Genomic DNA, 22,240 nt, shown 5'->3' on the forward strand with positions numbered 1-22,240 from the left:
TTTAGTTCAAATAATTAACTACTGTAAGTTTTTACCAAAAATTTAACACTATATACCAATTTTCGAACCAATTGAAGCACTTGATTACAGGCTAATGAAATTAAAATCCGTTAAGTTTGTGTAACCAATATATACCTAAAATCAAAATATTTTAAACCTGATAAATTACCAAGTTTGTATGCTTTTTTGGTTTTAGATAAAGTTTTTACTAAAGGTATATCTACAGTTGCAATAAGAAATAATCTTAGTTCAACAGCTTTATAGGTTAATCTTTGCGAACAATGGTTAATAAAACAGGAGTAATTAAATAGATTAAATAACATTAAAAAATCATAAAATGAAATCAAAAAACAGTTTAATAATTATAGGTATAACTGCTCTTTTTTGCTCAATCAATGGCCTTAAAGCACAAACTAATAATTATAGTTGGGACAATCTTCCAAAAATAAATGAACCATTTTTTAAAACAGATACATTTAATATCAAAGATTTTGGAGCAAAAGCTGATGGGATTGCGCTAAATACCGAAAGTATAAATAAAGCTATAAATACATGTAGTAGCAAAGGGGGAGGTGTTGTTTTAGTTCCGGCTGGTTATTGGCTAAGCGGACCAATAAAATTAAAAAGCAATGTGAATTTACATCTGGAAAGTAATGCTTTTCTTCAATTTACATCAGATTTTAATCAATATAAAATTATAGAAGGAAATTATGAAGGGAAACCATCTGCTAGAAATGAATCTCCTGTTATGGCAACAGACCAAGAAAATATAGCAATTACCGGCTTAGGGATAATAGATGGGAATGGAGATGCTTGGAGAATGGTTGGTAAAGATAAACTGACAGAACGCGAATGGAAAGCTAAAATAGCTTCTGGTGGATTGGTAAGCGATGATGGTAAAATTTGGATTCCTACAGAAAAAACTAAAAAAGCCTACCTTGAAAAAAGTTCTGTTCTATTATTGCCTAATGCAAAATTGAGCGACTTTGAACCTATAAAAGATTTTTTAAGACCAAACTTGGTGGTAATAACACGTTGTAATAACGTTCTTTTAGAAGGCGTTACTTTACAAAATTCTCCAGCCTGGAATTTGCATCCACTTATGTCTAGTAATTTGACTATAAGAAATTTAAACATCAAAAACCCAGATTATGCGCAAAACGGCGACGGGCTTGACATTGAGTCTTGTAAAAATGTGTTGGTAGAAGGTTCCGTTTTTGATGTTGGTGATGATGCCATTTGTATAAAATCTGGCAAAGATGAAGAAGGTAGAAAACGCAATATGCCTACGGAAAATGTCATCATCAGAAACAATATTGTTTATGCTGGTCATGGTGGCTTTGTTGTGGGTAGCGAAATGTCTGGTGGTGCAAAAAATATTTTTGTTTCCGACTGTTCTTTTATTGGTACAGATAAAGGTTTAAGATTTAAATCAACTAGAGGCAGGGGAGGAGTGGTTGAGAAAATTTATATCAAAAACATCAACATGTCTAATATTGTGCATGAAGCCATTTACTTTGATATGTATTACTGGACAAAACCTCCGCTGCCAAATCAAAAAGTTGAAGTACCAAAAGTTTCTGTAGAAACACCGCAGTTTAAAGATATAGAAATTAGTAATGTTGTTTGTAATGGAGCAGAAATAGGGGTTTTTATAAGAGGCTTACCAGAAATGGCGGTCAACAACATAAAAATGGATAACCTTTATTTGAATGTAAATAAGGCAATAGAAATTAAAGATGCTACCCATATAACCATTGAAAATTCTAAAATTATTGCCAAGGAAAATGTACCAAGCGTTTACATAGAAAATGGTTCGAATATTTTATTAGATAAAGTAAACTTTGATAAGAAAAATAAAATCACTTTAGATATAAACGGCATATCATCCAAAAACATTCTCCTTAAAAACTTAGATAGAAAAAAAGAAGATGTTAAGGCTGTCTTTAATCATGGTGCTGATTCAAAAATGTTGACTTATTAAAATTTAATATCAAAGCACCTCAAGAATTTTAAACTAAACAGGATGTTCAATAATAACAGAACTACAAACTTACTTTTAGCTTCAGTATTGCTTTTTGCCTTTACTGCAAATGCTCAAAATAAAAATAAAGAAGCAGGTAAACTTGCAGAGGATATGGCTAAAACCATTATGGTAAAATGGCCAGATTCTTTAACACATGAAAAAGGAAAACCCGCAAAATGGTCGTATGATTTAGGCGTTTTTTTTAAAGGAATGGAAGGAATTTACAAACGGAACCATGATGAAAAGTATATTAAGTACATGCAACACATTATGGATTTATTTGTACAACCTAATGGAGAAATTGATAGGTATAGTTTAGAAAGTTATAATATAGATTACGTTAAAAACGGAAGTGTTTTACTTTTTTTGTACAAACAAACCAAAGAAGAAAAATATAAACAAGCCGCAAGTTATTTAAGAGAACAATTAAAAACTCACCCACGCACAAAAGAAGGTGGGTTTTGGCATAAGAAGGTTTATCCACACCAAATGTGGTTAGATGGTATTTATATGGGGCAACCGTTTTATGCAGAATGGTCGGCAATATTTAATGAACCTGAAAACTTTAACGATATAGCAAATCAGTTCATCTTATTAAACAAACATGCCAAAGACCCTAAAACAGGTTTATTATACCATGGCTGGGACGAATCTAAAGAGCAACTTTGGGCAAATAAAGAAACCGGAACTTCTCTAAATTTTTGGGGTAGGGCAATGGGTTGGTATGGTATTGCATTGGTTGATGTTTTAGAGTTTTTTCCAATAGAACACCCCAAAAGAAAAGTTTTAGAAGAAATTTTACAGGAATTCGCTAATGCAATTAAAAAGGTACAAGGTAATAATGGTTTGTGGTATCAAGTGCTAGATAAACAAAATGAAAAAGGCAATTACCCCGAAGCTTCTGCATCAAACATGTTTGTTTACACCTTAGCAAAAGGAGTACGTTTAGGGGTGCTTCCAAAAAACTATATTTCGGTTGCTAAAACTGGGTTTTCAGGTGTCAAAAAAACTTTTTTAGAGAAAGATAGTAATGGTTTGTTGCATTTAAACGGGACGGTTCAAGTTTCTGGTTTAGGCGGCAAGCCTTACAGAAGTGGTTCTTATGATTATTACTTGAGCGAACCTGTAATTCAAGACGACCCTAAAGGAATGGGCGCTTTTATAATGGCCGCTAATGAAATGGCAATGATAAGAAAATAGCTTAAATCTTATTACTTAACAAATTATTTTACCATCGTTCCAGCAACTTCTTCAAAAAAAATCTTAAACAAATTATGGCTGAGCGATGGAATAAAGCTTTTTAGGTGAGTTTTTTATCCCTAAGTACCAAAATTTAAACCAATTGTACCAAAATTAGAACCTCTATTTTTCTCCCTATAACTAGTTTTGGTAAACCATGTCGCAATCTTGTCGACATCAAATTATAACCTGTTTTCAAGTTTTTTTAGAAATGTTTATTATAAACAGATAAATGAAAAGTAATATAAAAATTTTAATACTCTTTTTTGTTTTTTGTGGACTAAATGCCGCTTGTAAAAAGAAAAGTAAGGGTAATGATGATACAGGAATTACAAATCCTGTAAAGCCTATTACAGATGATAAGCCAGTAAAAGTTACAGAAACGGCTTATGCTTTTCCCGGAGCCGAAGGTTTTGCAAAAGATATTACCGGTGGGCGAGGCGGTAAAGTAATTAAAGTCACAAATCTTAATGATAGCGGTACCGGAAGTTTAAGAGATGCCATTAACCAAAGCGGAAAAAGAATAGTTGTGTTTGAAGTTTCTGGAACTATTAGGCTTAAAAGCAGGTTACAGATAAGAAATGGAGATATCACCATTGCCGGACAAACCGCTCCAGGCGATGGAATTTGTTTAGCAGATTATGATGTAGTAAATGATGCTGATAATGTGATTTATAGATTCCTCCGTTTTAGAATGGGTGATGTTGCAAAAGTTGAAGGTGATGCCTTTGGAGGAAGATTCCATAAGAATATTATGGTTGATCATTGTTCAATGAGCTGGTCAACAGATGAATGTGTTTCTTTTTATGCAAATGAAAATTTCACTTTACAATGGAGTATCATTTCCGAAAGTTTAAGAAATTCTGTCCACGGTAAAGGCGGGCATGGTTACGGAGGTGTATGGGGAGGTAAAAAAGCTTCATTCCATCATAATTTAATGGCAAATCACGATAGCCGTAATCCCCGCTTTGGAGAAGAAGCAGGTAAAGCTTATGCATTAACAGATTTGGTAGATTACCGCAACAATGTTATTTATAATTGGGGTAATAATAGCTCTTACGGTGGCGAAGGGATGAATATCAACATCGTCAATAATTATTATAAACCAGGCCCAGCTACAGGCAAAAAAGAACGAATTTTCTCTATCGATAAAAATAAAAATGTAGGTACAGAGGTGTACGATATTTGGGGTAAGTTTTTTATTGAGGGTAATTATGTTGCAGGAAGTACCAACGCTACGGCTAATAACTGGTCTTTTGGCGTTTTAAATCAATTCCATAGTAGTTATGGTACAGTTTCAGAAGCTGATAAAATAGCAATGAAACTAAATACGCAACATCCTATCAATAATAATGTAACTACACAAACTGCGCTACAAGCTTATGAGAGTGTATTAAATTATGCTGGTGCATCTTTAAAAAGAGATTTTATTGATACCAGAATAATATTGCACACTCGCAACGGAACATTTTTTAAAGCGGGTTCAAACGGCAGCACTAATGGTATTATTGATACCCAAGCTGATGTTGACGGGTGGCCAGAATTGACTCAAGGAACGGTTTTGACAGATACCGATAATGACGGAATGCCAGATGCTTGGGAAACTGAAAAAAAATTAGATCCTAAAATTGCTAATGCGGCCAGTTTCGATTTAAGTACAGGTTATACCAATATAGAAGTTTACATCAATAGTTTGGTTAAAAACATTACAGATAATCAGTTGAAGTAATGAAGAACATAACATTTCTCGTAATTTTTTTATTTCTAATGTCATCTGTAACTGCGAAATCACATGATTTTGTGGTAGCAACCGATGGTTCTGGAGATTTTAGAACCGTTCAAGCGGCGGTTAATGCTGTTGCTGATATTTCCGATAAGGTAACTACAATCTATATTAAAGAAGGTATTTATAAAGAACGGATAGTTGTTTCTGTAACCAAAAAGAATGTGAAATTTATAGGTGAACATAAAAATAAAACCATCCTCACCTATGATAATTTTGCTGGAACGCTTAACGATTTAGGAAAATCTTTAGGAACATCAGGTTCATCTTCAATTTACATTTATAGCGAAGGTTTTTCTGCCGAGAATATCACATTTGAAAATTCTGCAGGCCCAGTAGGGCAGGCTGTAGCCGTTTGGGTAGCTGGCGATAAGGCACATTTTAAAAATTGCAGCTTTCTAGGATTTCAAGATACACTTTATACTTATGGAGCAGGAAGTCGCCAGTTTTATGAAGATTGTTATATAGAAGGAACAACTGATTTTATATTCGGACCTGCCACTGCATTATTTAAAAATTGCGAGATTTTCTGTAAAAAAGGAGGTCAATTTATTACTGCAGCATCAACACCAGAAAAATCAAAATTTGGGTATGTCTTTTTAGATTGTAAAATAACAGGCGATGAGGGGATCTCCTATTATTTAGGAAGACCCTGGCGGCCGTATGCGAAGGTAGTTTACATAAATTGTGAAATGCCAGCATTTATAAAACCAGAAGGATGGGATTTTTGGCGAAAGGAAGCCAATAAGTCAACCGCATTTTACGCCGAATATAAAAACAAAGGATTAGGATTTACGCCAGATAAACGAGTCGATTGGTCTCATCAATTAACAGATGAAGAAGTGAAATCTTACACTAAGGATGCAATTTTAAGTGGCTGGAAAATAAAATAGTTATCCAATCCAAAAATACAACCAACCAATTACTAACCAATTTTATTAAACAATTATGAAAAGAAAACTTTACTTTTTATTCTTCTTTACTTTTTTCCTTTGTGTAGGAAAATTGAAAGCTCAAGAAGAGAAACTGCTTTATTCAACAGATTTCCAGAACTGGGCAGTATTAACATCTACAACAGAGCAAACTGTAAACAAAACAACAGATTTCTCTAATGAAACCATTGCATTTAAATTTTTTCAAGTAAATGTAGTACCAACAGGTGCAGATGCTACTAGGTTTGTTTATCCACCAAACACTCCAACAACCGGAGGTACACAAGTAAGTTTGGGTTATGCTCAATCACAAAAAGTAGCCGGGTCTTACATCACACTTTCACCATTAAATTCCGTTACTAAAGTAATTTTTAAACATGGTGCAACAGGAGGTGGTAGAGGGTTTAAACTTTGGAAAAAAAACAGTACAGATGCTGATTGGGTATTGGTATCTTCTGCCGCTGCAAATCCTGCTGCTGGGCAAGAAGTTATTGCAAACATCAACGAAAGTAATGTGGCATTAAAGTTTACTAATATAAATGATGCGCAAAATGGTTATCTTTTTGATTTAAAAATTTATGGTAACTATACCTTCTTAAATCCACAAATATTAACTACTTCTGTTAGTCCGGTTAATTCTGGTGCGATAACAAGCTTACCATCAAGTGATAAATATGAATTAAATGCAACAACAAGTTTAACGGCAACACCTAATATTGGTTATGAGTTTGTAAAATGGGTAGATGCAGCAAATGGTGATGCCCAACTTTCCACTTCAAATCCTTACACCGTAACAATGGATGCGGCAAAAAACCTAAAAGCGGTATTTAAATCGGTAGTACTTCGTAATTTTACTGTGAATGTAGTAGGTTCTATTTGGGGTAAAGTAGCATTAAGTCCGGAACCAGTAGGAGGACAGTACCAAGACGGAACAGAAGTTACCATGACAGTTGTGCCAAACAGGGTGACAACTTTTAGCTTTTGGGAAAATAATTCTACCGCATTACAACGCACAGTAATTGTAAATGCAGATGCAACTTATACAGCTACGTTTGATGAAATACCTTTTATAGTAGGTTGGGATTTTAAAGACCAAGCTATTAAGCAAAATAAAACCGCCGAGTTTTATTCTGAAAGTACAAATACGGGCACAATTTCTGTTTACGAACCAACAGGAATAGCTGTAAATTGGCTTTCAAGCCCCGGAACTTTTAGTCCATCTTATCCAGCTATTAGATTTTGGACAGCAGCAGCCAACTTTGCAACTACACGTAGATATTTAAAAGCTTCATTTTCAACAGCTGGGTATAAAAATTTACAAGTTCAATCTTTAGTATCTGGCAATTACCAGTGCTATGCAATCCAAAAATTACAATACTCATTAGACGATGTAACCTATACAGATCTAGCATCGGTTGATATAACAACTGCATATAATTCAACTTGGAAAGACTTAAACATTACTTTACCAGCTGATGCCGAAGGTAAAACAATAGTTTATTTAAAGTGGATTGCAGATGTATCTAGCCCAATACTAGGAACCACAGCTGATAACGACGGTACCGCTTTTACCAATATTTTTGTATTTGCAGATAAAGTGGTTGTAAATGATGTAACTCCACCAACCTTAGTTTCCACTGTTCCTACTGCTGCTTCTGCTACGGCTACTATAAACGGTTCTGTTGTTTTAACTTTTAATGAGAAAGTTAAAGCTGGTACCGGGGCTATCACATTGGATGGAAAGACTTTAACAGGAGTTTATGGCTCAAAAACCGCCACATTTACTTACGAAAAACTAAATTACAATACTCAATACACTTTAACTGTTCCGGCAGGAGCTTTAACAGACCAATCAGGAAATTCATTTGCTGGTACAACATTAACATTTAGTACTGGGGTAAGAGTAGAACCCACAAAAAAACTATTTGATGCTGTTGTGGCTAAAGATGGTTCTGGTGACTATTTAAGTGTTATTGCGGCAATTTCAGCAGCGCCATCAAATCGTACAACACCTTGGTTAATCTACATCAAAAATGGTAAATACACTGGTCACCATGATATTCCTTCAACCAAGCCTTTTATTCATTTGATAGGACAAAGCAGAGAAGGTGTTATTATTTCTGATAATCTGTTAAGTGGAGGGCCAACAGCTGTTCATGTTAGTTTAGGAGCTACAATGGTGGTAAATTCTAAGGATTGTTATTTTGAAAATATTACTTTAGAAAACAGTTTTGGTTATGAGAATTTGGCAGGTCCACAAGCTTTAGCTTTATATTCAATAACAGATAAATTTGCAATTAATCATTGCTGGTTACGTAGTTATCAAGATACTTATCTAACAGCTTATAGCAATATTGCAGATAGACATTATGTAAAAGACACTAAAATAGAAGGTGCGGTAGATTTTATTTATGGAGGTGGTAATGTGTTTTTTGATAGAGATACAATTACTGTTAACAGAGCAGATGGTGGTTATATTGTGGCTCCAAGTCATGGTGTGGGTACAGCTTGGGGTTATGTTTTTAGCAATTGCATCATTAATAAATCTATCCCATCTACAGTTAATGTTTACTTTGGTCGTCAGTGGCAAAATGCTCCAAAAACAGTGTTTTTAAATTCAAAATTGGGGCAAAACACAAATATTTATCCTGCTGGTTGGTTCTATAAATTTGGTGCTATTCCGGCTATTGCTGCAGATTACAATACTGTAAATAGTGCAGGTAACCCAGTTGATTTAAGTCAACGTATTTCTAATTACGAGTATGATACTAAAGATGCTAACGGAGTAGTAACAGGTACAGTAACCGGAACAGCACAAAAGACTTTAACAGATCAAGAAGCAGCAAACTACACTTACGAAAACGTGATTTTACGTAGTGGAGATTCTTGGGATCCTCGTTTAATGGCAGAAGCACCAAACCAGCCAGCTAACTTACAACTTAGTGGTGCTAGCTTAACTTGGGATGCAGTTGCATATACCAGATTGTATGTTGTTATTAGGAATAATAATGTAATTGGTTTTACTTTAAATAGTCAATATACTGATGCAACCAAAGTACCTGGGACAGCTTATAATTATACCGTACAAGCAGTTGGCGAATTTGGCGCACTAAGTAAAATGGCCAATGCAGTGCAAACTTTACCTTTAGATTTATTGTCTTTTACAGCAACATTAGCAAAAGATTTAGCTCCAAAAGTAAACTTAGCTTGGAAAACAACAAACGAAAAAAACACTGCTAATTTTGAATTAGATAGAACATTTGATGGCAAAACTTTTGAAAAAGTAGGAACTGTTGCAGCGTTTAATACTTCTGGAATTCATACCTACAGTTTTGTTGATGCTAAACCGCTAATTGGACAGTCTTATTACCGCCTAAATCAAATTGATTTAGATGGAAAAAATAAATACAGCGATTTAAAAGTGGTAAATAATTCGGGGAATATTAACTTGGGTTTATACCCTAATCCAGTTTCTAGCGAGTTGAATATCACCCATGCTATGGCTTCAGAAAAAGCTTCAATTGAAGTTATTTCTATGAATGGTAAAAAGGTAGCGAGTATTTTGGTCCAATCTACTTCAACTTTTACAAAAGTAGATTTATCAGCAATTCCATCAGGAACTTATGTATTGGTATTTAATAACGGAGCAGAGAAATCTGTTGCAAAATTTATAAAAAAATAGATCAACTATTTGTTGAAGTTAAATTAGGTAGCAACTTTCAAAAAAATCCCAACTGCTAATAACCATGTTGGGATTTTTTTTATTGCCTTTAATAAGGAAATTATCACGGAAAATTTAAATAAACACCAAACTTTTTTTAAACCAATTTTTTGTAATTAAATAATATTCAGTTAGTTATGTTTAGTTATAAAATTTTGGATTAGATGGACTGCGGAATTTAAAATCATTTTTAAAAATCACTAAGCAATTGGACTAAAAGTGGTATCTAATATTCTTGTTTCAAATTCTTCTACAGGGTATTTTGCTTCAATAATACTAATTAGCATTTCAGTTGCAATTTGTCCCATTTCAAAAGCCGGTTGTCTAACACAAGATAGCGATGGGCTAAAGAGCTCAACTACATCAGAATTACTAAAACCTGCTACAATAATGTTCTCAGAATGATGTTTTTTTAATGCAGCTAAGCATCCCATGCTTAATCTGTCGCTTGCCACAAAAATTGCGTCAGGTTTTTCAGGCAAATTTAATAAAGAAATCATTGCCTGTTCAACCTCATCTTTCATGCTTCCGCCATGTTCACAATATCTTACATACTCTTTTTTAAAAGGTATATGATGTTTAGTTAATGCATCTTTATAACCAATTTGCCGCTGCGCAGTAATTGATAACTGCTCAGAATTGGCTAAGTGTGCAATTTTTTTACACCCTTTTTTAATCAGATATTCGGTAGCCTCAAAAGCACCTTTAACATTATTGCTGGTTACTTTATGGGTTTGCATACTTTCTAAAATTCTATCGAAAAACACAATTGGTAAACCTTGTTTATGTAGTTTTTCAATGTGCTCGTAGTTTTTTGTTTCTGCCGCTAAAGATATGATGATACCATCAACAGATCTGTTAGCCAAATGCTCCATATTAATTACCTCTCTTTCGTACTTATCATGACTTTGAGAAATAATTGTGTTGTAACCTTTACTATACGCAATAGACTCTATACCATCAATTGCTTGCGAGAAAAAAACATTAGCTACTTCACATACCACAATTCCTATAGAATAGCTTCTTCTTTCCTTTAAACTTAAGGCAATTGGATTACGTTTAAAATTGATTTTTTCTGCATAATCCAGTACAAGTTTTTTAGTCTCATCGCTAATTTCATAACCTCCACGTAATGCTCTAGAAACTGTTGAAGTTGATAATTTTAGTTCTTTAGCTATATCTTTAATAGTAACTGGCTTAAACATATCTTAATTATTTTACTGGATGAGTGTATTGCTAAATTAAGAAATTTAAAGTGAAATTTATTTTAAAAAACAATCGATAACGTTGCCGGCATCGATTGCACAGTTATTTACCTAATATCCCTCTTTTTTAGCATTTAAAGTACTTATCATTGTTATAACCAATTACAAAAAAACCGAAGAAAATTCTTTTACATCTTAGTAAATTTTAAAATTTTTGGATGTATTTTTTTGGGTTTAATTTTTATAAAACCAATTTATTAAAAACTATGACGAAAAAACTACTACTCCTGTTGGCAATTGTAAATTTCAGTTTTGGAATTTCATTTGCTCAAGAAAGAGTAATTACCGGAAAGGTAACCGACGACAAAGAAACTTTAATAGGTGTTTCAGTCTCTATTTTAGGCTCATCTACCGGAACATTAACTGATGTTAATGGATCATATTCCATTAAAGCAAAAACTGGAGAAACTTTGGTTTTTTCATATTTAGGTTATAAGTCTAAGCAAGTAAAATTAACTGATCAAAAAGTAGTTAGTATTTCATTAGAGAGTGAATCTGTACAGTTAAATGAAGTAGTTGCTATCGGTTACGGTACTGTGAGAAAGAAAGATTTAACAGGAGCTGTTTCTTCAGTGAGTGCTGATGTTATTGCTGCCCAACCTGTTTCCTCTGCTATACAAGCAATTCAAGGTAGAGTTGCTGGTGTTAATATATCATCTACTGAAGGTTCTCCTGATGCTGAGCTTACTGTAAGAGTAAGAGGAGGTGGATCTTTGACTGGAGATAACTCTCCACTATATATTGTCGATGGATTTCCGGTAGCTTCAATTTCTGATATTGCACCTGCTGATATTGAATCTATTGATATATTGAAAGACGCTTCATCAACAGCTATTTATGGTTCGAGAGGCGCAAATGGGGTTATTTTAGTAACTACTAAAAACAGCAAAACAGGAAAAACAGCAATTAGTTTGAGTTCTTTTACAGGTATTAGAGAGTTATCAAAAACTTTAGATGTTTTAACTCCGTATGACTATGCTCTTTTTCAATACGAAAGATCTTTATTAGACAATAGCCCTGATGATTACACTAGATATTTTGGTAATTTTCAAGATATAGACTTGTATAAGCAAGTAGTACCAAATGATTGGCAAAATGTTGTTTTTGGACGTACAGGAACTACTTATAATCAAAATTTAAATATAAGCGGTGGTGGTGAAAAAACTAAATTTAGTTTAAGCCATAGTTTTGTGAAAGATAAAGCAATTATGTTAAGTTCTGGCTACGAAAGACAAAACTTGAATTTTAAATTAAATCATAAACTATATGATAAATTGACTTTAGATTTTGGAATTAGATATGCTGACACGAAAACTGAAGGTGGAGGAGCTAATGAGCAAAATGAGAAATCATCTGCAGACTCTCGTTTAAAATATGCGATGATTTATCCACCATTTCCAGTAGGAGATTTAACGGATAATGATTTAACCGATCCTGATTTTAACTTATACAATCCTCGCGAAGCAATAAGTGATAATGACCAATTTGTGCAAAGAAAAGTGTACAATTTAAATGGGGCATTAACTTATGAGGTGGTTAAGAATATGAAGTTTCGTACAGAATTGGGTTACGATGGTTATAAAAATGATCAAGATCGATTTTATGGTACCACTACTTATTTTGTAACAAACAATGTTGCAAATTTCCAAGGTTTTCCTGCCATCATATTTAATAATACAACTAGAAACACTTTTAGAAACACAAATACTTTAAACTACGATTTTAAGAAGATTTTAAATAAAAATAATAATTTAAATGTAGTTATAGGTCAAGAATATATTAAGAGGGAGGAAAATGATTATAATACATTAATTTATGGATTCCCGTCATCTTTTAATTTTGAGAATGCTAAGAATTTAACAGGGCAAGGTAAAGAAAGCAAAAGCACTAAAACATTTAGTCCTGATGATAATTTGTTATCTTTTTTTGGTAGAGCAAATTATGACTTTAAAGGTAAATATTTATTGAGTGCTACTTTTAGAGCAGATGGTTCTTCTAAATTTTCAGAAGGAAACAGATGGGGTTATTTCCCTTCTGCATCAGCCGCTTGGAGAATATCTGCAGAGAATTTTATGGAAGGTACTAAATCTTGGTTAGATGATTTGAAGTTAAGAACAAGTTATGGTACTGCAGGTAATAACAATATTCCTCCAGGACAAACAGTTCAGTTGTTAGAGCCAAACTCTGCAAGTACACCTATATATTCAAACGGTTATTCAAATCTTTTGGCGCCGTCTAAAACTATGGCTAATCCTGATTTGAAGTGGGAAACAACAGTTACTAAAAATATAGGTTTAGATTTTTCTTTACTAAATTCAAGAATATCTGGTACAGTTGAGGCTTACTTGAATAGAACTAAAGATTTATTAATCTTATTCCCAGTAGCAGGTACAGGTTACGACAATCAATATCGTAATTTAGGAGAGACAGAAAATAAAGGACTTGAGTTTGCTTTAAATTGGAGCGCAATAAGAAAAGATAATTTCGATTTAAGCTTTAATGGCAACATCAGTTTTAATAGAAATAAAGTTATTGATTTAGGTGGTTTAGCAAATTATGCAGCACAATCTGGTTGGGCATCTACAGAAATTGGTGAAGATTTTAGAGTAACTGAAGGTGCTTCTGTTGGTCGTATTTACGGATATCAAAATGCTGGTCGTTATGAAGTGTCTGATTTTACAGGATACGTAGGCAATAAATGGGTATTAAAACCAGGTGTTGCAGATGCAACTAGTGTTGTAGGGAATTTAAGACCAGGTACCATGAAATTGGTAGATACAGATGGAAATGGTTTTGTAAACTTAACCGATAGAACAATTATTGGTAATGCTACACCATTAAATACTGGTGGATTTTCCATCAATTCAAGAATTTATAATTTTGATATTGCTGCATATTTTAACTGGAGTTATGGAAACGATATTTATAATGCCAATAAAATAGAATATACTTCTACAAGTAAATACAGTTCAAGAAACATGCTTACTATTATGGAAAACGGTCAGCGTTGGAATAACCTAAAACCTGATGGGACCATTAGTAATGACCCTACAGAGCTAGAGGCTTTAAATGCTAATTCTAGTTTATGGTCTCCTTACATGTCTAGATATGTTTTAAGTGATTGGGCAGTAGAAGATGGTTCTTTTTTAAGATTAGGTACTGTAACTTTAGGATATACTTTACCTAAAAGTATAACTACAAAATTAAAAATGAAGTCGTTAAGAGTTTATGCATCAGGTTATAATTTATTATTACTAACTAACTACTCTGGTTTTGATCCAGAAGTTTCTACAAGACGTAACGATCCTTTAACTCCAGGTGTTGATTATTCAGCATATCCTAAGAGTAAAACTTACGTGATTGGTTTAAATGTTAATTTTTAATACTTAGTTAAATTTTAGAAAGATGAAAAAGATAATATATATATTAACAATAATTACAGCCATTAACTTTATAAGTGGCTGTAAAAACACCCTTGATGCTCCAAATGTATCTGCCTTAGATGCCTCTGTTGTTTTCTCAACACCAGCTCTTGCAGAGTCAGCATTAGCAGGAATATTACAATCTTTTGGCGAAACAAATTCTTATAGAGGTAGGTATTTGGTTAATTATGGTGTTAATAATGATGTAGAAGTATACAACAGTTTAAAAAACATCACGGCAGAACAAGCCAGATTATCTAACTATAATACTAATGTTGATAATGGGCAAATGAATACTAGCAACAATGCCTGGGCAAAATTTTATGAAGCAATAGAAAGGGCAAATCTTGCTATTGTAGGCTTAAGAACATACGGAAATGTACAAAGTAACCCACAATTAGCTCAAATATTAGGAGAGATTTTAACTCTCAGAGCAGTGTTATATAATGATCTGGTTAAGGGATGGGGGAATGTTCCAGCCCGTTTTGAACCCATCACTACAGAAACTCAGTACTTACCAAGAAGTGATAAAGATGTTGTTTACAAACAATTATTAGCAGATCTAGATGAAGCTGCTGCACTATTACCTTGGCCTAATGAAACAGCTACGACTAGTACTGTAGAAAGAGTAAATAAAGCTTTTGCTAAAGGTTTGAGAGCTAGATTAGCTTTGTATGCTGGTGGATTCTCTAAGCATTTAGATGGTCAAACCCGTTTAAGTACTGACCCGGATCTTGCTCCTGATAAAATGTATGCAATTGCTAAACAAGAATGTTTGGATATTATTAATAGTGGTAAATTAAGATTGTTAGGTTTTGAGGAGGTTTTTAAAACTTTTAATGCCGAAACCAATAGGGCGGGTTTAGAATCTATGTGGGAAATTCCTTTTGCCGAAGGTAGAGGAAGAGTCATTTTTGATATGGGAGTTAGACATACAACAGTTGATAAATACACTGGTCAAAACAGAGGAGGTACTGATGGTGTAAATCCAGTAATGTTTTTTGAATATGAAAAAGAGGATGTACGTAGAGATGTTACTGCAGTGCCTTACGAATGGACAAATGGTGTGCAAGTACCTGTAGTAGGAAAATTTTATTTCGGAAAATACCGTTACGAGTGGCTTAAAAGATTTGTAACTTCTACAAATGACGATGGCTTAAATTGGATGTATATGCGTTATGCAGATGTTATTCTAATGGCAGCAGAAGCGATTAATGAACTTGATGGGCCAGCTGCAGCAGCACCGTATTTAAAAATGATACGCACCAGGGCATATCCCAACAATAGCGCAAAAGTTGACGCTTTTATGGCTACAGCTTCTGCGTCAAAAGCATCATTTTCTTCAGCAATTGTAGATGAAAGAGCATTAGAATTTTGTGGAGAAATGTTAAGAAAAGCAGACTTAATTCGTTGGAATTTATTAAGCACTAAATTAAATGAAGCAAAAACTAAATTACAGCAATTAGATGCCAGACAAGGAAAATATGCAAATCTTCCAGCTAAAATTTATTACAGAACAGCAGCTGATGGAGAAACTGTCCAAATTTATGGGTTAAACTTTGGTGACACCGATGCCGCTGGAGTTTTAGGAGGATATACATCGAATAAAACTTGGACATTATCTTCAAGTTCAGATGTTGTAACTTATTGGAATGCTCTTTTTATTAATGATCCTAATAGCCAACCAGTATGGCCAATTTGGCAATTTTTTATAGATAATTCTAATTTAACGTTAGACAACAAAAACTTTTAATTTTCAATAAAAAACAAGATGAAAACTAAAAATATAATTATACCCATATTCTTCTTAGCTGGGATATTTTCCTTGGCGAGTTGTAAAGATGAATTTCAAGAATCAACAGTTTTAGGTGTTAACCAAGCTTTTTCGCCAACCGGTTTAACAGCAATTGTGGTAAATAAAACCGGAGTGCGTTTAACTTGGAAAGCAGTTAAAAATGCAGATAGTTATACTGTGGAGATTTTTGAGAATGGCACTTTAGATTTTTCTAGTACAGCTGTAAAAACTGTAGAAGGAATAAAATTTGCTGAAGTTCCATATACAGTTAATGATTTAGCTGGAGCAACTGCATACTCTGTTAGAGTAAAAGCAGTAGGTTTAGATATTGAAGATTCTAAATATGTAGCTGTAACCTTTACTACTGCTGCCGAGCAGATTTTTCTACCTGTAACTCAATCAACCATTCAAGCTACTTCTGTAGTTTTAAATTGGACACCTGGTCAAACTGCAACCTCAATTACTTTAGCGCCAGGTAATATTGTACGCCCTATTACTGCTGCAGAGATAACTGCTGGACAAGCAACAATAACCGGACTTACGGGAGAAACATTATATACAGCCGCACTTTTAAATGGAACTAAGACGCGTGGAACAATAACTTTTACAACTCTGCTTGATTTAAAAGGTGCAATTTCAGTATCTCCGACAGATAATTTGGTTAGTATTATTGCTGCTGCAACTGGAGGAGAAACTTTTGCATTATTGCCAGGTACTTATAATATAAATGGAGATATTTTGGTTAGTAAAACAATATCTATACAAGGTGCAAAATCTACTGATAAACCTATTATTAACGGAGGAGTTATTAGAATTAGAGCTAATTCTGGTTTGTCTTTAAAAGATATGATTTTAAATGGTACGGGTGCATTAAATGATAATCAAGCAATAATTTTCGACGAAGCATTAGATAATGCATACGGTGGGTTAACTGTTGAGAATTGTGAGATAAAAAATTATATCAAAGGATTAATGTATGTTAATAATAAAACCTTAATTCAATCTGTAACTTTTAAGAATAATTTAATACATAGTATTACTTCTGTTGGCGGAGATTTTATAGATTTTAGACAGGGTTTGGCAAAAACTTTTCTTTTTGAAAATAATACAGTTTATAACTGTGTTACAAATAGAGACTTGTTTAGAATGGACGCTGGAGGTTCAACTAATTTTCCTCAAGAGACTAGTATAATTACGATTAGAACAAACACTTTTAATAATGTAATTACTGATAACACTAAAAGGTATTTATATATTCGTTTAGCATCTCATCAAATTATTTTTACCAAAAATATAATTGCTAATTCGGCAGGTTACTACACTAACCAAACCTCAACCACTTTAACAACAGTTGCTAATAATAATTATTTTAATTCACCAAATTTTACAGCGAGTGCAATTGCGGGATCTAAAAATGATACCGGAGTATTTACCTCTTTAAATCCAGGATTTTCAAATGTTAGTGCGAGTAATTTTACTATTAGTAACTTGGATTTAAAAAACAACGGAATAGGCGATGCTAGGTGGAGATAAATTTATATAATAAAGGCGGCTGTTTTTAGAAAAACAGCCGCTTTCTTTTGTAAGAAGAAATTTAAAAATTTAAAAATGAAAAGAATTTTAATATTACTGCTAGTTGTAATAATTGTTTTTGGCTGTAAAAAGTCAAAAGTAACTGATTCGCCTACACCTGTTGTACCTCCTGTTATTGTACCTCCAGTAACCCAAGGCCCAATAAAAGTAACCGAAACAGCCTATGCTTTTACCGGTGCAGAAGGTGCGGGTAAAAACACCACCGGTGGGCGAGGCGGAAGAGTAATTAAAGTAACTAATCTAAATGATAGTGGTTCAGGAAGTTTAAGGGCAGCTGTAGAGGCATCTGGTGCTAGAATTGTTGTTTTCGAAGTCTCTGGTAACATAAAGTTAAGAAGCCGTTTGCAAATTAGAAATGGCGATATAACCATTGCGGGGCAAACAGCTCCCGGAGATGGTATCTGTTTACAGGATTATGAAACCAATGTTACCGCTAGCAATGTTATTATACGTTACTTAAGATTTAGGCTAGGTGATACAAATGTTGCCACCATAGAAAGTGATGCGATATGGGGTCGGGAAATAGAAAATATTGTTTTGGATCATTGCTCCATGAGCTGGTCTATAGATGAAGTCGCTTCCTTTTACCATACTAAAAACTTTACCATGCAATGGTGTATCATCTCCGAGAGCATGAATAACTCTGGTCATGCTAAAGGTGCGCATGGTTATGGCGGAATATGGGGTGGAAGTCCTGCTACATTTCATCATAATTTAATAGCTCATCATACCAACAGAACTCCAAGATTTGATGGCGGATTAAGGTACAGCAATGGAAGCGGAACAGGTATTGGTAAGTACGGTATAGATAAGGTTGACTATAGAAATAATGTAATTTACAATTGGACAGGTAATAGTACTTATGGTGGAGAAAATGGACAATATAATATTGTAAATAATTATTACAAATATGGCCCTGCAACTCCAACCAATAGAAGAAACCTTATAATGAGAATTTCTAAAGATAATGCTACTAGCGCACCAAACCCTAGCTTATATGGAGTTGGATATGGCACTTTTTATATTACTGGAAATTATGTGTTTGGTAATGCTGCTATAACAGCAGACAATTGGACTGGTGGAGTGGGTTATGATTCAGGAGTCACCATGTTGATGACACAAAAAGCCACACCTTTTGAGGCCTTAGCTATTCCTATTCATACCGCAGAGCAGGCCTATACTAAAGTGTTGGAGTATGTAGGCTCAAGCTTTAAGCGTGATGCAATTGACACCAGAATCACCGGAGAAGTAAGGGATGGAACGGCAACTTTTAACGGTTCGGTATCAGGACTTAGAGGTATAATTGATAAACAAGGTGATGTTGGGGGTTGGCCTACATTAGTACAAACCACTCCGCTTTTAGATTCGGATGGCGATGGAATGCCTGATGCTTGGGAGATTGAAAGAAAATTAAATCCAACAGTGGCAAACGCAAACGGAAAAGATTTAAGTACTGGTTATGATAATATCGAAGTGTATTTAAATAGCATTGTTGCAACAATAACCGAAAATCAATACAAATAGCATGAAGCTTTTTAAAGTGTTTTCCTTTGTATTAATTTCAGGCTTCTTAATTTCTTGCGCATCGCAAAAAGCCAATAATCAGGTGAAAAAAATTAAACCTATTGCTTTTCCGGGTGCCGAAGGTTTTGGGAAATATACTACTGGAGGCAGAGGAGGTGAAATTTATATTGTAACCAATTTAAACGATGAAGGCGAAGGAAGTTTAAGAAAAGCAGTAGCAAGTAATAGCCCTCGGGTAATTGTTTTCGCAGTTTCTGGCACAATCCACCTTAAATCAAAGCTAAATATTAAAGGCAATGTAACAATTGCTGGGCAAACTGCACCGGGTGATGGGATTTGTTTAGCAGATTATCCTGTCTCTTTATCAGGAGATAATGTCATCATTAGGTTTTTACGTTTTAGAATGGGAGACCGTTATCAGAATCAAGGAATGGTTAATGGTGCAGGATCTGACGACGCATTTAGTGCAAGCGGAAGAAAAAATATCATTATTGACCACTGTAGTATGAGCTGGAGTACAGATGAAGTTTGTTCTGTTTATAAAGGAGATAGTACCACACTTCAATGGAATATCATGAGCGAACCTTTAAATTATAGCTATCATTTTGAAACTGGAGACAAGGATTTTGAAAACCACGGTTATGGAGGCATTTGGGGTGGTAAGCATTTCTCCGCCCATCATAATTTATTTGTACATTCAAATAGCCGAAACCCTAGATTCAATGGAGCAAGATTGGGTGCTTCAGAAGAATTAGTGGATTTTAGAAACAACGTAATTTATAACTGGGGACATAATAATATTTATGGTGGCGAAGGAGGAAAGTATAATTTAGTAGCTAACTATTACCGTTCTGGTCCATCTACCAATAAAAATGTAAAAGGAAGAATTGTAAATCCTTCTTACCTAAAAGGAACAGGTACTGGAAAGTTTTATGTTACGAATAATGAAGTGGTAGATTTTGAAGAGGTAACTAAAAATAACACTTTAGGAGTGCATTTGGATAAGGGATTTACCGAAGCAGATAAAAAAGATGTATTGGTTGAAATCCCTTTTACTGTAGTTGATATACCAACAGAAAAACCAAGTGAAGCGTACAAAAATGTATTGAAGTTTGCGGGAGCAATACGCCCTTTAAGAGATACTTTAGACCAACGTTTGATAAAGGATGTGATTGATAGAACAGGTAAAATCATTGATGTACAAGGTGGTTTTAAGCATGGTACGTCTTATGAAGTTTCTAAAAGCGCTTGGCCCGCTTTAAAATCAACAATAGCACCATTAGATACCGATAAAGATGGTATGCCGGATGAATGGGAACTAAAAATGAAGTTAGATCTTAATAAAGACGATTCAGGTTTATTTGCACTTGATAAAAACTACACCAATATCGAGGTCTATATCAATCAACTTGTTTATTAAAAATGATGAAAGCTGTATTTGTTTTTTGTGTCACAATTTTCACCCTTTTCAGTTTTAAAACCAAAGAAAAAATTACGGTTTATTTAATTGGAGATTCAACATTATCAATAAAAGCAGTTAATACATATCCTGAAATGGGTTGGGGAGTGCCTTTTGCTTGGTTTTTCAACAGCGAGGTAAAAGTTGACAATAAAGCGATGAATGGAAGGAGTAGCAGTAGCTTTGATAAAGAGAATAGATGGCAACCTATTGTAGATTCTTTAAAATCTGGAGATTATGTACTGATACAGTTTGGGCATAATGACGAAGTGGAAACTAAAAAAACATACACCAATCCGACTGAATATGTAAATTTTCTTACCAAATACGTAAAAGAAACTCGAAGTAATGAAGCTTACCCTGTATTAATTACGCCAGTGGCTCGTAGGGCTTTTGATGAAAACGGAAAAGTGATTGATACCCATAAAGTCTATGCTCAATTGGTAAGAGATTTAGCAAGGAAATTAAATGTGCCGTTGATAGATTTGTCATCCAAAAGTATGGAGTTGTTGCAAGATTTGGGTTTAGAAAAATCGAAATTTTTATATAACCATTTAGCACCCAATCAAAATCCAAATTATCCGGAGGGGAAAAGAGACGATACACATTTTAATGAGTTGGGAGCTAGAATGATTGCTGAATTGGTTCTTAAAGAAATTAATGTATTACAATTACCTTTAAGCAATTACATCGTAGCGCCTAAAAAGAAAAATTAATCATGAAACGATTGTTTTTTATGGGATTTGCCATGATATTAACGGCCTTAAAACATTAGGAATAAATAACATGAAATTTGGTTGGTGGGAGATTCTACAATCGCCAACACAATAAAAAAAAAGTACCCAAAAACAGGTTGGGGAATGGCCCTTAAAAAAAAAAAATATTTCACAAGCAATTTTGTTGTAGAAAATTGAGCGAAGAATGGAAGTAGCAATCGCACCTTTATTGCAGAAGGTTTGTGGCATGCTCTTTATCAAAATTTATCTAAAGGCGATTATGTTTTTATTCAGTTTGGGCATAATGATGAAGCAAAGGGAGAAAAATATAAAGACAGGTAAAATGCACCAAAAGACTACCGAAAGAACCTGGTTTACTTCATTAAACAGGCGAAACAGAAAGGTGCCTCGTCAATTATCAAATTCAGATATAGATTACACCAAGGATGATATTTTATCTGATTGGAAGGCTTAAATAAATTGTGTTTTGTTTCTTTATTATCTTCAAAAACCTCACTTATATTTTCAGCATAATTTTCTCAATGAGCATCATTTTGAAACATCTTTTTTTGCTTAATTTTTTTTCTGTACTAAGAATATCCATCCTTTTCTATTATAAATTATAATGTAAAGTATGAAGGTATTCAACATTAAACATCAATAAGTTTACATTTCTTTTTTTCTTGGCTTTGGGGTTTTGTGTATCAAAATCAAGCATTAAGATAATATCCTATAAAAAATGGATAATAATTTACGGAAACCATA

Annotated in this window: 13 protein-coding genes; 12 read left to right on the forward strand and 1 reads right to left on the reverse strand. The window is 33.9% G+C overall.

Going from position 1 to position 22,240, the window contains the following annotated elements; translation table 11 throughout:
- Positions 1-337: 337 nt before the first annotated feature.
- The 5 genes from ACFSSE_RS13475 (at position 338) to ACFSSE_RS13495 (ending at position 9,662) form a co-directional block, all read left to right on the forward strand.
- Positions 338-1,984, forward strand: a complete 1,647-nt coding sequence (locus ACFSSE_RS13475; RefSeq protein ID WP_379040342.1) for a glycoside hydrolase family 28 protein — start codon at positions 338-340, stop codon at positions 1,982-1,984.
- Positions 1,985-2,026: 42 nt separating this feature from the next.
- The gene (locus ACFSSE_RS13480) at positions 2,027-3,226 is read left to right on the forward strand and encodes a glycoside hydrolase family 88/105 protein (protein WP_379040341.1); all 1,200 of its coding nucleotides are present in this window, start codon (positions 2,027-2,029) and stop codon (positions 3,224-3,226) included.
- 271 nt (positions 3,227-3,497) lie between these two features.
- Positions 3,498-4,994 carry a pectate lyase family protein gene (locus ACFSSE_RS13485; protein ID WP_379040340.1) on the forward strand — a complete coding sequence of 499 codons (1,497 nt, stop codon included), beginning with the start codon at positions 3,498-3,500 and terminating at the stop codon, positions 4,992-4,994.
- 38 nt (positions 4,995-5,032) lie between these two features.
- Entirely contained in the window at positions 5,033-5,941 is a 909-nt protein-coding gene (locus ACFSSE_RS13490) for a pectinesterase family protein (RefSeq protein ID WP_379040339.1), read from the forward strand.
- Between the two features lie 55 nt (positions 5,942-5,996).
- The gene (locus ACFSSE_RS13495) at positions 5,997-9,662 is read left to right on the forward strand and encodes a pectinesterase family protein (RefSeq protein WP_379040338.1); all 3,666 of its coding nucleotides are present in this window, start codon (positions 5,997-5,999) and stop codon (positions 9,660-9,662) included.
- 239 nt (positions 9,663-9,901) lie between these two features.
- On the opposite strand, the gene ACFSSE_RS13500 is transcribed toward ACFSSE_RS13495, so the two are convergent.
- The gene (locus tag ACFSSE_RS13500) at positions 9,902-10,906 is read right to left on the reverse strand and encodes a LacI family DNA-binding transcriptional regulator (RefSeq protein ID WP_379040337.1); all 1,005 of its coding nucleotides are present in this window, start codon (positions 10,904-10,906) and stop codon (positions 9,902-9,904) included.
- A gap of 266 nt (positions 10,907-11,172) precedes the next feature.
- Here ACFSSE_RS13500 and ACFSSE_RS13505 point away from each other — a divergent pair, with 266 nt between their 5' ends.
- From ACFSSE_RS13505 to ACFSSE_RS13535, 7 genes are all read left to right on the forward strand, one after another.
- A complete protein-coding gene (locus ACFSSE_RS13505; protein ID WP_379040336.1) occupies positions 11,173-14,349 on the forward strand; it encodes a SusC/RagA family TonB-linked outer membrane protein in 3,177 nt (1,058 codons plus the stop codon).
- 22 nt (positions 14,350-14,371) lie between these two features.
- Entirely contained in the window at positions 14,372-16,141 is a 1,770-nt protein-coding gene (locus tag ACFSSE_RS13510) for a RagB/SusD family nutrient uptake outer membrane protein (protein ID WP_379040335.1), read from the forward strand.
- 18 nt (positions 16,142-16,159) lie between these two features.
- Positions 16,160-17,716: a DUF4957 domain-containing protein gene (locus ACFSSE_RS13515; RefSeq protein ID WP_379040334.1), complete on the forward strand. Its 1,557-nt coding sequence runs from the start codon at positions 16,160-16,162 to the stop codon at positions 17,714-17,716.
- A 75-nt stretch (positions 17,717-17,791) separates the two neighbouring features.
- Positions 17,792-19,300 carry a pectate lyase family protein gene (locus tag ACFSSE_RS13520; RefSeq protein ID WP_379040333.1) on the forward strand — a complete coding sequence of 503 codons (1,509 nt, stop codon included), beginning with the start codon at positions 17,792-17,794 and terminating at the stop codon, positions 19,298-19,300.
- A gap of 1 nt (position 19,301) precedes the next feature.
- Complete coding sequence (locus ACFSSE_RS13525) at positions 19,302-20,720, forward strand: pectate lyase family protein (RefSeq protein ID WP_379040332.1); 1,419 nt, start codon at positions 19,302-19,304, stop codon at positions 20,718-20,720.
- Positions 20,721-20,722: 2 nt separating this feature from the next.
- Entirely contained in the window at positions 20,723-21,475 is a 753-nt protein-coding gene (locus ACFSSE_RS13530) for a rhamnogalacturonan acetylesterase (protein WP_379040331.1), read from the forward strand.
- 205 nt (positions 21,476-21,680) lie between these two features.
- A complete protein-coding gene (locus tag ACFSSE_RS13535; protein WP_379040330.1) occupies positions 21,681-21,950 on the forward strand; it encodes a hypothetical protein in 270 nt (89 codons plus the stop codon).
- The last annotated feature ends 290 nt before the right edge of the window (positions 21,951-22,240 follow it).

This window comes from Pedobacter alpinus, from assembly GCF_042684645.1.
GTDB lineage: Bacteria > Bacteroidota > Bacteroidia > Sphingobacteriales > Sphingobacteriaceae > Pseudopedobacter > Pseudopedobacter alpinus.

Excerpts from the sequence above, each read along its gene's own strand:
- ACFSSE_RS13500 (WP_379040337.1), bottom strand. The coding sequence starts at position 10,906 with ATGTTTAAGCCAGTTACTATTAAAGATATAGCTAAAGAACTAAAATTA.
- ACFSSE_RS13475 (WP_379040342.1), top strand. The coding sequence starts at position 338 with ATGAAATCAAAAAACAGTTTAATAATTATAGGTATAACTGCTCTTTTT.
- ACFSSE_RS13515 (WP_379040334.1), top strand. The coding sequence starts at position 16,160 with ATGAAAACTAAAAATATAATTATACCCATATTCTTCTTAGCTGGGATA.
- ACFSSE_RS13485 (WP_379040340.1), top strand. The coding sequence starts at position 3,498 with ATGAAAAGTAATATAAAAATTTTAATACTCTTTTTTGTTTTTTGTGGA.
- ACFSSE_RS13530 (WP_379040331.1), top strand. The coding sequence starts at position 20,723 with ATGATGAAAGCTGTATTTGTTTTTTGTGTCACAATTTTCACCCTTTTC.
- ACFSSE_RS13510 (WP_379040335.1), top strand. The coding sequence starts at position 14,372 with ATGAAAAAGATAATATATATATTAACAATAATTACAGCCATTAACTTT.
- ACFSSE_RS13495 (WP_379040338.1), top strand. The coding sequence starts at position 5,997 with ATGAAAAGAAAACTTTACTTTTTATTCTTCTTTACTTTTTTCCTTTGT.
- ACFSSE_RS13520 (WP_379040333.1), top strand. The coding sequence starts at position 17,792 with ATGAAAAGAATTTTAATATTACTGCTAGTTGTAATAATTGTTTTTGGC.
- ACFSSE_RS13480 (WP_379040341.1), top strand. The coding sequence starts at position 2,027 with ATGTTCAATAATAACAGAACTACAAACTTACTTTTAGCTTCAGTATTG.
- ACFSSE_RS13525 (WP_379040332.1), top strand. The coding sequence starts at position 19,302 with ATGAAGCTTTTTAAAGTGTTTTCCTTTGTATTAATTTCAGGCTTCTTA.
- ACFSSE_RS13505 (WP_379040336.1), top strand. The coding sequence starts at position 11,173 with ATGACGAAAAAACTACTACTCCTGTTGGCAATTGTAAATTTCAGTTTT.
- ACFSSE_RS13535 (WP_379040330.1), top strand. The coding sequence starts at position 21,681 with ATGGAAGTAGCAATCGCACCTTTATTGCAGAAGGTTTGTGGCATGCTC.
- ACFSSE_RS13490 (WP_379040339.1), top strand. The coding sequence starts at position 5,033 with ATGTCATCTGTAACTGCGAAATCACATGATTTTGTGGTAGCAACCGAT.